The sequence below is a fragment of the Pseudomonas sp. ANT_J28 genome (assembly GCF_008370005.1).
GTDB classification, from domain to species: Bacteria; Pseudomonadota; Gammaproteobacteria; order Pseudomonadales; family Pseudomonadaceae; genus Aquipseudomonas; species Aquipseudomonas frigoris.
Map to the genome: position 1 here is coordinate 1 of NZ_VOBM01000032.1, position 13,866 is coordinate 13,866.

Here is a 13,866-nt window from a genome sequence, read left to right on the forward strand (position 1 = left end):
CAGCGAGGCTGCGTCGAGGCCAACGCAGCCTCGCTGCGGCTCGACAGCTGCTACAGGGGATCTCGTTCGTCCTTTAAATCTGCGACAATCCGCCCCCCTGCGCCACTAGACGACTTATTGCGTACCTGATGACTGACGAATCGCCTTCCATCGACAAACTGCTGAAAAACCTCGATCACGCCATGCTCGCCGACCGCCACCGGCTGCGGCGGCAGTTGCTTGAGCTGCGCAAGAAACCTGACGAGGCCAAACTGGCCCAGTGGGTGACGCGCACGCAGGCGTCCTGTGATCAGGTGTTGGCGCGGCGGGCCAGCCTGCCGGTGATTCGTTATGACGACAGCCTGCCGATCGCCGCCAAGCGCGACGAAATCAAAGCAGCGCTGCTCAAGCATCAGGTGCTGATCATTGCCGGTGAAACCGGCTCGGGTAAAACCACCCAGTTGCCCAAGATTTGCCTGGAAATCGGTCGCGGTCAGCATGGCCTGATTGGCCACACCCAGCCGCGTCGAATCGCTGCACGCAGCGTGGCGAGCCGGGTCGCTGAAGAACTGGCGACGCCGTTGGGTGCGCTGGTCGGCTATCAGGTGCGGTTCGAAGATCAGAGTGATTCCAACACCCTGATCAAGCTGATGACCGACGGCATCCTGCTGGCGGAAACCCAGAACGACCGCTACCTCGAGCGCTACGACACGATCATCGTCGACGAAGCCCACGAACGCAGCCTCAACATCGACTTCCTGCTGGGTTACCTGAAAACCCTGCTGCCGCGTCGCCCGGACCTGAAAGTCATCATCACCTCGGCGACCATCGACCTAGAGCGTTTCTCCAAGCATTTCGACGATGCGCCGATTGTCGAAGTCTCTGGCCGCACCTTCCCGGTGGAAACCTGGTACCGCCCGCTGACCCTGGAGCAGGACGAAGAGGGCAACCGCGTCGAGGATGACTTGACGGTGGATCAGGCGATCCTCGCCACGCTCGATGAAATCGCCGCGTTCGAACGCAGCGAACGCAAGAGTCCTGGCGATGTTTTGGTGTTTCTGCCCGGCGAGCGCGAGATTCGCGACGCGGCGGACATGCTGCGCAAGGCCCAGCTCAAGCACACCGAGATTCTGCCGCTCTACGCACGACTGTCGCCGGCCGAACAGCAGCGGATTTTCCAGTCGCACCCAGGCCGTCGCGTGGTCCTGGCGACCAACGTCGCGGAAACCTCGCTGACCGTGCCGGGCATTCGTTACGTGATCGACAGCGGCACCGCGCGCATCAGCCGTTACAGCTACCGCGCCAAGGTTCAGCGCTTGCCCATCGAAGCCATTTCCCAGGCCAGCGCCAACCAGCGTAAAGGTCGCTGCGGACGGGTCGAACCGGGCATTTGCATCCGTCTCTATGGCGAAGAGGATTTCATCGGTCGCCCGGAATTTACCGACCCGGAAATCCTGCGGACCAACCTCGCGGCGGTGATTTTGCAGATGCTGCATCTGCGCCTCGGCGAGATCACCGATTTCCCGTTTATCGAGCCGCCGGATGGCAAGGCCATCAGCGACGGTTTCAACCTGCTGCAAGAGCTCTCGGCGGTCGACCGCAACAGCCAGCTGACCCCGCTCGGTCGCCAGTTGGCGCGGTTGCCGGTGGACCCGCGGATGGGCCGCATGCTGCTGGAAGCGGCGAAACTCGGCAGCTTGCAGGAAGTGCTGATCGTCGCCAGCGCCATGTCGATTCAGGACCCGCGCGAGCGTCCGCCGGAACGCCAACAGGCTGCCGATCAGGCGCATGCTCAGTGGAAGGATGTGGACTCGGACTTCGCCGGGCTGGTCAATCTGTGGCGCGGTTTCGAAGAACAGCGCCAGGCGTTGACCGCCAGCCCGCTGCGCAATTGGTGCCGCAAGAACTTCCTTAACTACTTGCGCTTGCGCGAGTGGCGCGACTCCCATCGCCAACTGAGCCTGATCTGCCGCGACATGCAGTTGAGCCTTAATAAAGAGCCGGCGGATTATCCGAAACTGCACAAAGCCGTGCTTTCGGGCCTGCTCAGCCAGATCGGGCAGAAAACCGACGAAGGTGATTACCTTGGCGCCCGTCAGCGGCGATTCTGGATTCACCCGTCATCGGGCCTCGGTAAAAAGCGTCCGCAATGGCTGATGGCCGCCGAACTGGTGGAAACCACCAAGCTTTACGCGCGCATGGTCGCCAAGATCGACGCCGACTGGATCGAACCCTTGGCCGGGCACCTGATCAAGAAAAACCACTTCGAACCCCATTGGGAGAAGAAGCGCGGTCAAGTCGTGGCGTTCGAGCAGATCACTTTGTTCGGGCTGATCGTGGTCGGTCGCCGGCCAGTGCATTACGGGCCGATCGACCCGGTGGTGTCTCGTGAGTTCTTCATTCGTGAAGGCCTGGTGCGTGGCGAGATTCAGTCCAAGGCCAAGTGCCTGACGGCCAATGCGCAACTGCTGGAACAGCTCGATGAACTGGAAGCCAAGGCTCGTCGTCGTGACATCCTCGCCGACGAAGAAACCCTGTTCGCTTTCTACGATGCGCGACTGCCAGCGGAGATTCATCAGACCGCCACGTTCGACAGCTGGTACCGGGTCACCAGCCAGAAAGACCCGCAGTTGCTGATCATGCGCGAAGAAGACGTGCTGGCTCGCGAGGCCAGTGAAGTCACCGCCCTGCATTACCCGGACACCTTGCACATTGGTGATCTGGAGTTGGCGCTGAGCTACCACTTCGAACCTAACCATCCACGCGACGGCGTAACCCTGCGTGTGCCGGCGCCGTTGTTGCCGATGCTGCCGCCGGAGCGCCTGGAATGGCTGGTGCCGGGCGTCATCGAGGCGAAGTGCATCGCGCTGGTGCGCAACTTGCCCAAAGCCCTGCGCAAGAATTTCGTACCGGTGCCGGACTTTATCAAAGCCGCATTGCAGCGCATGACTTTCGCCGAGGGCTCGTTACCGCAGGCCTTGGGCCGTGAACTGCTGCGCATGACCGGTGCGCGGGTCAGCGATGAAGCCTGGGCCGAAGCGTCGCAGCAGGTCGACAGTCATTTGCGGATGAACCTGGAAATCGTCGACGGCCAGGGCAAGTTCCTTGGCGAAGGGCGTGATCTGGCGGAACTGACCGCACGCTTTGCCGAAGCCAGTCAGGCCGCTTTGGCGGTGCCGCAAACCGCGAAAAACCAGCAGCCGGTGGAGCCGAAAGTCTTCGCCGCCGTGGCCGAGAAAACCCAGCAGAAGATCGCCGGGCTATCGATGACGGTGTATCCGGCGCTGGTGGAAGAGAGCGGCACGGTCAAGGAAGGACGTTTCTCCACGCCGGCCGAAGCCGAGTTTCAACATCGCCGCGCCTTGCAGCGTTTGCTGATGCAGCAACTGGCCGAACCGGCGAAGTTCCTGCGCGGCAAGTTGCCGGGGCTGACCGAATTGGGCCTGATGTACCGCGACATGGGGCGCATCGACAGTTTGGTCGAAGACATCCTGCTGGCCAGCCTCGACAGCTGCATTCTCGACGGCGAAGACCCGTTGCCACGGGATGGCGCCGGGTTGGCATCGCTGGCCGAACGCAAGCGCGGTGGCTGGACCGAGCACGCCGAGCGCCTGGCCAAGCTGACGCTGGAGATTCTCAAGCTCTGGCACGGCCTGCAAAAACGCTTCAAGGGCAAGATTGATCTGGCGCAAGCCGTGGCCCTGAACGACATCAAGCAGCAGCTCAGTCATCTGGTGTATCCGGGCTTCGTACGTGAAACCCCCATGCAGTGGCTCAAGGAGCTGCCGCGTTATCTGAAAGCGGTCGAGCAGCGCTTCGAGAAAATCGGCGCTCAGGTGCAGAGGGACCGGGTCTGGAGTGGCGAGTTGTCTGGCCTGTGGACGCAGTATCAATCCCGCGCCAACAAACATGCCCAGGAAGGCAAACGCGATCCGCAGCTGGAGCTCTATCGCTGGTGGCTGGAGGAATACCGGGTTTCCCTGTTCGCCCAACAATTGGGGACCAAGGTGCCGATCTCCGACAAGCGCCTGAACAAGCAATGGACCCAAGTCGAACCGTAGTCTTCGATCTCGCAAAAGGCGCCAAAACCCAATGTTTATGGCAAACTTCGCGCCTATAAACGCCGGCCCCGCGGTTTTGAGCCTTCACAGGCCTGGGCGGATCGGAATAAAGCGATGCCAGGTTTGCTCCCCCTGACGGGAGCAGATCCTTTGTGTGTTGGTACGTCGGTGCCAACACTTTCTGCCTGAACAGATTAGAGAAACGACCATGCATAACGTCGTCATCAGCGGCACCGGCCTGTACACCCCGGCCAACAGCATCTCCAATGAAGAGCTGGTGCAGTCTTTCAATGCTTACGTCGTTCAATTCAACGCCGACAACGCCGACGCCATCGCGCGCGGCGAAATCGAAGCGTTGACCGAGTCCAGCGCGGCGTTTATCGAAAAGGCGTCTGGCATCAAAAGCCGCTTTGTCATGGACAAGGAAGGCATCCTCGACCCGCAACGCATGGCGCCACGCCTGCCGGAACGCTCGAATGACGAGTGGTCGGTGCTTTGCCAAATGGCCATCGGCGCCGCCGAGCAAGCCTTGCAGCGTGCCGGCAAGACCGCCGCGGACATCGACGGCGTGATCGTCGCCTGCTCCAACCTGCAACGGGCCTATCCGGCCATCGCCATCGAAGTCCAGGAAGCCTTGGGTATCCAGGGTTTCGGTTACGACATGAACGTCGCCTGCTCCTCGGCGACCTTCGGCATTCAGGCTGCGGCCAATAGCGTGCAACTGGGCCAGGCCCGGGCGATTTTGATGGTCAACCCGGAAGTCTGTACCGGTCACCTGAACTTCCGCGACCGTGACAGCCACTTCATCTTCGGCGACGCCGCCACCGCGGTGATCATCGAACGTGCTGACTTGGCAACGTCCAAGTACCAGTTCGACATCGTCAGCACCAAGCTGCTGACCAAGTTCTCCAACAACATCCGCAACAACTTCGGCTTCCTCAACCGCGCGGCAGAAGAGGGCATCGGTGCCAAGGACAAACTGTTCGTGCAAGAAGGCCGCAAGGTGTTCCGCGATGTCTGCCCGATGGTCGCCGAGCTGATCGCTACGCACCTGGACGAGAACACACTCAACATCAGCGACGTGAAACGCTTCTGGCTGCACCAGGCCAACCTCAGCATGAACCACCTGATCGTCAAGAAGCTGCTGGGCCGCGAAGCCACCGAAGAAGAAGCCCCGGTGATTCTCGACACCTACGCCAACACCAGCTCCGCCGGTTCCGTGATCGCGTTTCACAAGAACCAGGACGATCTGGTTGCAGGTTCGCTGGCAGTGCTCAGCTCGTTCGGCGCCGGTTACTCGATTGGCAGCGTGATTCTGCGCAAGCGCTGAGTTCGCCTTTGTTTGCGCCAACAAAAAAAACTCGCGCTGCCGTATCGGACGGATGATGGGGACCGATATCACAACGCGAGTTTGTAAAAGCGGCTCGGGCTTCCTTGCCCGAGTCGTATGGCGGGGAATCAGAACTTCGCTTCGGCATCCAGTTGCAGGGTGTTGATGTCGGAGTCTTTCTTGTTGAGGCTAGCGTTGGTTTGGTCAGATGTAGCCATGAAGTACGTCGCGCCGAGGTTGAAGTTCTTGTCCAACTCGTAGCTCACTTTCAACTTGCTGCCGCGCGAACCGGTGAAACCGTTGGCGAAGTCGGAGTCGGTGAAGGCGCCGACAACCGCGTTACGCTGTACATCGCGGTAGTTGTAGTCCACTGCGAAGCCGTAGATCTTGGACTTCACACCGGCCAACCAACCAGTGTCCTGATCGTTGCTCGCGTCTTTGTTGTTGACGTACTGACCGTACAACGAGAGCGGTACTGGCAGGTTGCTGAAGTCGAGCTGACCAAAGCCTTCGTACAGTTTGAAGGTTTGGTTCGGGCTGTTGCCGTTGACGGCCAGTGCGCATGGCGCGGTGACGGTGCCGGTGGTAGGGCAGGCGCTGTTCTTGTCGTTGTCATACGAGTAGATACTGCCGCCCAAGGTCATTTTCATGCTGTCAGTGATGGCGAAACGCGCGCCCAACTGGCCAGCGTACAGACGCAGGTCGTGTTTGAACTGCACACCCTCGCCGTCGACGTTGTCCTTGAGGGTGTAGTGACCGGCGCTACCGAACAGCTCGGTGCTGCCGCCCAGCGGGTATTTGTAAGTGGCTGCCAGGCCTTCCGGGTTGATGTCGCTATCCCAGATGATGTCACCCATGCTCACCCATTGTTGCGGCATCTTGCCGCCGACGAGGTGCAGGTTCTTGATCGCGTCGGGGTGGTAGTCGACGTAGCCCTGGTCCAGCCAGATCGACTTCTTGTCGAAGTAGTTGTTCAGGTCCTGGTTGGTGGACCGGGCGTCGTCGTTGCTGCCGGTGGCGATACGAATACCGGTGTCGACTTGAGGGTTGATTTCGCTGTAGGCACCCAGACGGGCACGAATGCGCTGACGATTCTGGTCTTTGTTGTTTGAAACGCCATCGTTGTGGACGGTTTCCTGACGGAAACGCACGTCACCCTTGAATTGGGTCTTGGCGGCCCACGCCAGTTTCTGGTCGAAGGTGCTCAGTTCATTGGTTTTCTTCGCGGTTGCCGCGATCTGCTCGTTGGTCTCTTGCTGAGCCTGACGGGCGATTTGCTGGTCTTTCTGATCCCTGGTCAGCTCGGCTTGCAGTTCGGTGTACTGCGCAGGCGAAATCGAGCCGTTTGCCTTGAGCATGTCGAGCAGTTTGGCGTCGACTGCGGCACTGGCCGGAACACTCATGGCCAGCAACAGCCCGCCACACAGGGCCGCCGCAGTTTTCGTGGAAGCAAGACGCATATCAATCTCCGAAGATGAGAGGGGATGACTGAGCCATCCAGGACACAACCGACCGTTACGGGCGGAAAACAGTGGCCGGGCTAGAACCCGACGCTCTAAAAACAGGCGCCAGTATCGCGATGGTTTATGACAGGGCAGTGGCAATGTGATGGCGTCTCGATGACGATACAAATATGGCGTAAAGCCTTATCCAGAGCCCTGTCGGCGGATTGCTCGTGTGGATTTTTTGGCGATGGGCGATACTCGCCGGGCTTTCACGCAAAGAAGTAGGGAAGAACTGATGCCGCTGCAACGTCTGGAAAGTCTGTCCGAAATCGCGTCGCAGACGTGGGATGCCTTGGTGCCCGAGAATCAGCCCTTTCTGCGCCACGCCTTTCTCAGCGCGCTGGAAGACAGCGGCAGCGTCGGCCCTCATTCGGGCTGGCAACCCGAGCATTTGTTGCACATCGAAGGCGATCGCCTGATTGCCGCGCTGCCCAGTTATCGCAAATGGCATTCTTACGGCGAGTACGTGTTCGATCACGCCTGGGCCGATGCCTGTGAGCGTGCCGGTATCGATTACTACCCCAAGCTGCTGACGGCTGTGCCGTTCAGTCCGGTCAGCGGCCCGCGTTTACTGGCCGCCACGCTCGAGGACGGTTTCGAACTGTTGAAAAGCCTGCCGGGCTACCTTGAAATCGAACAACTCTCCAGTGCCCACATCAACTTCACCGACCCGTTCACTGACGCGGCCTTGGCCGAGCAGCCAGGCTGGTTGCAGCGAATCGGCTGTCAGTACCACTGGCAGAATCGCGGCTATCGGGATTTTCAGGACTTTCTCGACGTCCTCAGTTCGCGCAAGCGCAAGCAGATGCGCAAGGAACGCGAACAAGTGGCGGGGCAGGGCATTGATTTCGAATGGCTTGAAGGTAGGCAACTCGATCAGGCGCAGTGGGATTTTGTCTATGCCTGCTACGCCAATACCTACGCAGTGCGTCGGCAAGCGCCCTATCTGACGCGGGAGTTTTTCAGTTTGCTGGCCGAGCGCATGCCAGAGTCGATTCGTGTGGTGTTGGCCAAGCAAGGCTCACGGCCGGTGGCCATGGCGTTCAGTCTGGTGGGTGGCGACAGCTTTTACGGTCGTTACTGGGGCTGTCTGGCGGAGTTCGATCGTCTGCACTTCGAGACCTGTTTCTACCAAGGCATGGACTACGCGATTGCCAATGGCTTCCAGCGATTCGATGCCGGTGCCCAGGGTGAGCACAAGTTGATTCGCGGGTTTGAACCGGTCATCACTCATTCCTGGCACTACTTGCGTCATCCCGGCCTGAAAGCGGCCGTTAAAGACTTCCTGCAGCAAGAGCGCGTTGGCGTGTTGGCGTATGCCGAGGAAGCGAGGACGGCCTTGCCTTACCGGCAGGATTGATCCTGGGGGGATCACACTCACTATTGTGGGAGCGGGCTTGCTCGCGAAGGCGGTGTATCAGTCGACATAATTGTTGCCTGACACTCCGCCTTCGCGAGCAAGCCCGCTCCCACAGGATTATTGTCGATCAGAAGATTTAGTCGATGCCGACAAATCCACCCGTCTGGTGCTGCCACAACCGCGCATACAACCCGCCATGGGCCAGCAGTTCGGCGTGGCTGCCGGTTTCGGCGATCTTGCCTTTTTCCAGCACCACCAGCCGGTCCATGCGGGCGATGGTCGAGAGCCGGTGAGCGATGGCGATCACGGTTTTGCCCTGCATCAGGGTTTCGAGGCTTTCCTGGATCGCCGCTTCGACTTCCGAATCGAGCGCCGAAGTGGCCTCGTCCATGATCAGGATCGGTGCGTCCTTGAGCAGCACGCGAGCAATCGCAATCCGCTGACGCTGACCGCCGGAGAGTTTCACTCCGCGTTCACCGACGTGGGCATCAAAACCGGTGCGACCTTCGGAGTCCGACAACAACGGGATGAACTCGTCGGCGCGGGCCTTGTGCACCGCCTCCCAGAGTTCAGCGTCGGTGGCGTCGGGTTTGCCGTACAACAAATTGTCGCGGATCGAGCGATGCAGCAGGGACGTGTCCTGGGTGATCATGCCGATGCGCTCGCGCAGGCTTTCCTGGCCGACTTCTGCGATGTTCTGGCCGTCGATGAGGATGCGTCCGCCCTCCACGTCATAGAGGCGCAGCAGCAGGTTGACCAGGGTTGACTTGCCGGCGCCGGATGGACCGATCAGGCCGATTTTCTCGCCGGGCTTGATGGTCAGGTTGAGGTCGCCAATGATCCCGCTCTTCTTGCCGTAGTGGAAATCCACGTGCTCGAAACGCACTTCGCCACGGGTGACCGCCAGCGGTTTGGCCTGCTCTCGATCGGTGACGCTGACCGGTTGAGAGATGGTCTGCAAACCGTCCTGAACCATGCCGATGTTTTCGAAAATCCCGGTGACCACCCACATGATCCAGCCGGACATGTTGACGATGCGGATCACCAGGCCGGTGGCCAGGGCAATCGCGCCTACGGTGATCAGTGACTGCGTCCACAGCCACAGGGCCAGGCCGGTGGTGCCGACGATCAGCAAGCCGTTCATGCTGGTGATGACCACGTCCATGCTGGTGACCACCCGGCCGGCCAGTTGGGCTTTTTCGGTTTGCTCCTTGATCGCTTCGCGCGCGTATTGCTGCTCGAAGTTGGTGTGGGCGAACAGCTTCAGGGTGGTGATGTTGGTGTAGCCGTCGACGATCCGTCCCATGAGTTTGGAGCGCGCATCAGAGGACACGACCGAACGTTCCTTGACCCGTGGCACGAAGTAGTAAAGGGCACTGATGAAGGCGACGATCCATGTCAGTAGCGGGATCATCAGGCGCCAGTCGGCTTCGGCGAACAGCACTAGCGAACTGATCGCGTAGATCAGCACGTGCCACAGCGCGTCCACCGCTTGCACAGCTGAATCGCGCAGCGAGTTGCCGGTCTGCATGATGCGCTGGGCGATGCGCCCGGCGAAGTCGTTCTGGAAAAAATTCAGGCTCTGTTTGAGCACATAACTGTGGTTCTGCCAGCGGATCAGGCTGGTCATGCTGGGGCTCAGGGTCTGGTGCACCAGCAGGTCATGCAAGCCAACAAAAATCGGCCGAAAAACCAGGGCTACCACCGCCATCCAGGCCAGCTCGATGCCATGTTCCTTGAAGAAATCGACGTTAGGCGTGCCTTGGGTCAGGTCGATGATGCGACTCAGGTAACTGAACAGCGCCACTTCGATCAGCGCACCGATCAGACCGACGAACAGCAGGACAGCGAAACTCGGCCAGACCTGCTTCAAGTAATAGGTATAAAAAGGGAGAACCCGATCCGGCGGAGCGGCCGTCGGGGCATCGCGGAAAATGTCGATCAGTTTCTCAAAACGGCGATAAAGCATCGGTTCTCCGCCCGCGCACGGGCTCTCCTTTGAACAGTGTGAGCGGCGCACTCTGGCAGCCGCTCAAGACTTCCTGTGTAGCTTAGTCGATGACTTTGGCCGACTTGATGAACACAGGGTCGGCTGGCACATCTTTCATGCCGCCACGGGTGGTGGTTTGCGAGTTGACGATGACGTCCACCACGTCCATGCCTTTCACGACTTTACCGAAGACCGCATAGCCGTCACCGCTGTCGAGGAAGTCATTGTCTTTGACGTTCACGAAGAACTGGCTGGTGGCCGAATCAGGATTAGAGGTGCGGGCCATGGACAGCGTGCCACGGACGTTATGCAGACCGTTTTTGGACTCGTTCTTGATCGGTGCCTTGGTTTCTTTCTGCTGCATTTGTTGAGTGAAGCCGCCGCCCTGGACCATGAAGCCCGGAATCACACGGTGGAAAATCGTGTTGTTGTAGAAGCCGCTGTTGACGTAATCAAGGAAGTTCTTGGTACTGATCGGTGCCTTGACCGGGTCCAGTTCGATTTCGATCTGGCCATTGGTGGTCTCCAGCAGTACGTGCGGCGCCTTGGCGGGCGTGGCGGCCATCAGGTTGGCGGCAAACAGAACGGAGCCAGCGACGAGGGCGATTTTTTTCAGCATGGGTCAGTGATCCTGAGTGAGGTGGTGTCGACTGCGGTGAGAAACTCGAGCAGCGTTTGGTTGAACATTTCGGGTTGATCCAGCGGGGTGGCGTGGCGCGAATCGGCAATCACCACCAGCCGCGCATCGGGCAGCAGTTTGATATAGGTCTCTTTCAGCGAGACCGGTGTGTAGTCACGGTCGGCGCTGACGATGAGCGTTGGACAGGAGACTCTCGAAAGTCGTTCCTGAACCCCCCAGCCAACGATCGCATCGAAGCTGGCGAGATAAGCATGTTTGTCGTTTTTTGCCCAGCGCTCGGCCATTTTTTGTCGCAGGTCGGCCTGTTCGGGTTTGGGGAACAGCTTGCCGCCCAGGGCCGTGCCGATGGCGCCCAGACTGAGAACGCGCATCAGGCTCCAGCGCTTGAACCACTGCCAGTAATCGTCGCGGCTGCGCAGTTTGACCTCGGGCGCGCTGTTGACGATGCACAGGCTTTTGAGCAATTGCGGCTGATCCACGGCCAGTTGAAAACCGATCATGCCGCCCATGGACAGGCCCACGTAATGAGTGGGGCCGAGGTTCAGGTGTTCAATGAGGGCGATCAGGTCGGCGCTAAACCCGGCGATGCTGTAGCGCTCGCGGGGTTTGTCGGAGCGACCGTGGCCGCGCACATCCGGGACGATCACCCGGTAGCGGGCCGACAACGCCGGGATCTGCTGTTCCCAGTCCAGGGTGCTGGAACCGAGCCCGTGGACCAGCAGCAACGGCGTGCCGTGGCCATATTCCTCATAGTGCAGGTTGCAACCTTCGTGTTCGAAATAGGCCATGCGTACACTCCGTGTCAGGCTTGTTCAGGGGCGGCGAAAGGTGCATCCAGCGGCGCAGTGTCGAAAGTGCGCAGCAGTTCGATGAGAATCTGCGTGGCCGGCCCCAAGGGTTTGTCCTTGTTCGAGTACAGGTAGAAGCTCGGGTTGCGGCTGCCACCCTGGTCCAACGGTAGCAGCTTGAGCAGACCTTCCTTGAGTTCTCGTTCGATCATGTGCCGAGGCAACCAGGCGAAACCCAGGCCGCTGCTGACAAAAGTCGCCGCGGTGGCCAGGCTGCCGACAGTCCAGCGCTGTTCCGCGCCGAGCCAGCCGACGTCCCGTGGCTGCTGGCGACCGGAGTCGCGGATGACCACTTGCAGTTGGCTCTCCAGGTCCTGGAAATTCAGTTCGCGATTGAGGCGATGCAAAGGATGCTCGGGATGGGCGACCGCAACGAACTCGACGTCGCTCAACTCCGCGCCCAGGAAACCCGGGATGCTGAAACTGCTGATGGCCAGATCGGCCACGCCTTCGAGCAAGACTTCTTCTACCCCCGACAGCACTTCTTCGCGCAGACGCACCCGGCAGCCACGGCTTTGCGGCATGAACGCGGTCAAGGCGCGGACGAGGCGGGCGCTCGGGTAGGCGGCGTCGACCACCAGCCGCACTTCCGCTTCCCAGCCTTGTTCCATGTGATGGGCCAGGTCCTCCAGCTGACTGGCCTGTTTCACCAGTTGCCGCGAACGGCGCAGCAGCACGCCGCCGGCTTCGGTCAGCACCGCTTTGCGGCCGTCGATGCGCAACAGCGGCACGCCGAGCTGGTCCTGCATGCGCGCCACGGTGTAGCTCACCGACGATTGCGAGCGGTGCAGCGCTTCGGCGGCCTGGGCGAAACCACCGTGGTCGACCACGGCCTGTAACGTTCGCCATTGATCAAGGGTCACGCGGGGCGCTTTCATGAATAGCTCCTCTTGTCCTAAGCTGGCAGTCCTTATTGGAGACTGCTGAATGAAAAAGCTTTGTTGTGTGGTGTCGGGTTGTGTGCTGTTGGCGATGCTGCCGCTGACGGCGTTTGCCTATCCGATCGACGTTGAAAAACAGCTGAACGGCTTGAGCATCGACTACAACGCGTATGACACGGATAGCGACATCGCCTCCATTCAGGTGAACAACTACGGCACCACCGATGCGGCCTGTAAGGTAGTTTTCAACAATGGCCCGGAAGCGCCACGCACCCGCAATATCGAAGTGGCCGCTGGTAAACACAAAAATGCCACCGCCAAGTTCAACCGGAGCATCATCAAGATGCGTATCAAACTGACCTGCACCCCCAAATGACATCAAGCGGAGCACGCCCGCCAGGCATGCTCCGCTTATAAACGAATTTATTGATGGTTTATAGCAGTTATTTGCGCTTTTTCATCGATATGGCACCGTTTAACCTTCACTCCATCGCCTTACAGCATTCTCAGATGGAGCCTACAAGCCATGTCACGTGTTCTGATCATCGAAAGCAGCGCTCGTCAGCAAGATTCGGTTTCCCGTCAACTGACCCAGACCTTCATCAGCCAGTGGCAAGCGGCTCACCCGGCCGACCAGATTACGGTGCGTGACTTGGCCGTCAACCCGGTGCCGCACCTGGACATCAACCTGCTGGGCGGCTGGATGAAACCTGCCGAACAACGCAGCGACATCGAACAGGTTTCCCTGGAACGCTCCAACCAGTTGACCGACGAATTGCTGGCCGCCGATGTACTGGTCATGGCCGCGCCGATGTACAACTTCGCCATCCCCAGCACCCTCAAAGCCTGGCTCGACCATGTGCTGCGTGCCGGCGTGACCTTCAAGTACACCGACACCGGCCCGCAAGGCTTGCTCAGCGGCAAGCGTGCCTACGTGCTGACCGCCCGCGGCGGGATCTACGCCGGCAGCACCGCGGATCACCAGGAACCGTACCTGCGTCAGGTCATGGGCTTCATCGGGATTCACGACGTAACGTTCATTCACGCCGAAGGCATGAACCTGGGCGGTGACTTCCAGGAGAAAGGCCTGAGCCAGGCCAACGCCAAGCTTTCTCAGGTCGCCTAGGGCTTTAATCGCCAGATAATCCCTTGATGTTCAAGTGACCTGGCGCAACCTCTTCAAGGCTTTACGCGCATCGAACCTCCCTTTGCACTTGTTGCTCCTGAGTGCTGTAGCCCGATTGAACGCTTTAGCGAGATCGGGCTTTTTTT

Annotated in this window: 9 protein-coding genes and 1 pseudogene; 5 read left to right on the forward strand and 5 right to left on the reverse strand. The window is 59.7% G+C overall.

Annotated elements, in window-relative coordinates; translation table 11 throughout:
* The first annotated feature begins 128 nt into the window (after window positions 1-128).
* Both hrpA and FQ187_RS20960 read left to right on the forward strand, forming a co-directional pair.
* Complete coding sequence (gene hrpA, locus FQ187_RS20955) at window positions 129-4,040, forward strand: ATP-dependent RNA helicase HrpA (protein WP_149630925.1); 3,912 nt, start codon at window positions 129-131, stop codon at window positions 4,038-4,040.
* 208 nt (window positions 4,041-4,248) lie between these two features.
* The gene (locus FQ187_RS20960; protein WP_149630926.1) at window positions 4,249-5,370 is read left to right on the forward strand and encodes a beta-ketoacyl-ACP synthase III; all 1,122 of its coding nucleotides are present in this window, start codon (window positions 4,249-4,251) and stop codon (window positions 5,368-5,370) included.
* 128 nt (window positions 5,371-5,498) lie between these two features.
* On the opposite strand, the gene FQ187_RS20965 is transcribed toward FQ187_RS20960, so the two are convergent.
* Entirely contained in the window at window positions 5,499-6,830 is a 1,332-nt protein-coding gene (locus FQ187_RS20965) for a putative porin (RefSeq protein WP_149630927.1), read from the reverse strand.
* A gap of 280 nt (window positions 6,831-7,110) precedes the next feature.
* On the opposite strand from FQ187_RS20965, the gene FQ187_RS20970 reads away from it, so the two are divergent.
* Window positions 7,111-8,235, forward strand: a complete 1,125-nt coding sequence (locus FQ187_RS20970; RefSeq protein WP_046048079.1) for a GNAT family N-acetyltransferase — start codon at window positions 7,111-7,113, stop codon at window positions 8,233-8,235.
* 136 nt (window positions 8,236-8,371) lie between these two features.
* Here the strand turns inward: FQ187_RS20970 and FQ187_RS20975 are convergent, their stop codons facing one another.
* The 4 genes and pseudogenes from FQ187_RS20975 to FQ187_RS20990 form a co-directional block, all read right to left on the reverse strand.
* Entirely contained in the window at window positions 8,372-10,204 is a 1,833-nt protein-coding gene (locus FQ187_RS20975; RefSeq protein WP_149630928.1) for an ABC transporter ATP-binding protein, read from the reverse strand.
* A gap of 82 nt (window positions 10,205-10,286) precedes the next feature.
* Window positions 10,287-10,844 (reverse strand): peptidylprolyl isomerase, encoded by a 558-nt coding sequence (locus tag FQ187_RS20980; protein ID WP_046048081.1) that lies wholly within the window; start codon window positions 10,842-10,844, stop codon window positions 10,287-10,289.
* A gap of 3 nt (window positions 10,845-10,847) precedes the next feature.
* A pseudogene (locus tag FQ187_RS20985) lies at window positions 10,848-11,653 on the reverse strand (alpha/beta fold hydrolase).
* A gap of 14 nt (window positions 11,654-11,667) precedes the next feature.
* Window positions 11,668-12,591 carry a LysR family transcriptional regulator gene (locus tag FQ187_RS20990; RefSeq protein WP_149630930.1) on the reverse strand — a complete coding sequence of 308 codons (924 nt, stop codon included), beginning with the start codon at window positions 12,589-12,591 and terminating at the stop codon, window positions 11,668-11,670.
* Window positions 12,592-12,640: 49 nt separating this feature from the next.
* Here FQ187_RS20990 and FQ187_RS20995 point away from each other — a divergent pair, with 49 nt between their 5' ends.
* Both FQ187_RS20995 and FQ187_RS21000 read left to right on the forward strand, forming a co-directional pair.
* Window positions 12,641-12,970: a hypothetical protein gene (locus FQ187_RS20995; protein ID WP_056742660.1), complete on the forward strand. Its 330-nt coding sequence runs from the start codon at window positions 12,641-12,643 to the stop codon at window positions 12,968-12,970.
* A 150-nt stretch (window positions 12,971-13,120) separates the two neighbouring features.
* The gene (locus FQ187_RS21000; protein WP_149630931.1) at window positions 13,121-13,720 is read left to right on the forward strand and encodes an FMN-dependent NADH-azoreductase; all 600 of its coding nucleotides are present in this window, start codon (window positions 13,121-13,123) and stop codon (window positions 13,718-13,720) included.
* Window positions 13,721-13,866: the final 146 nt, after the last annotated feature.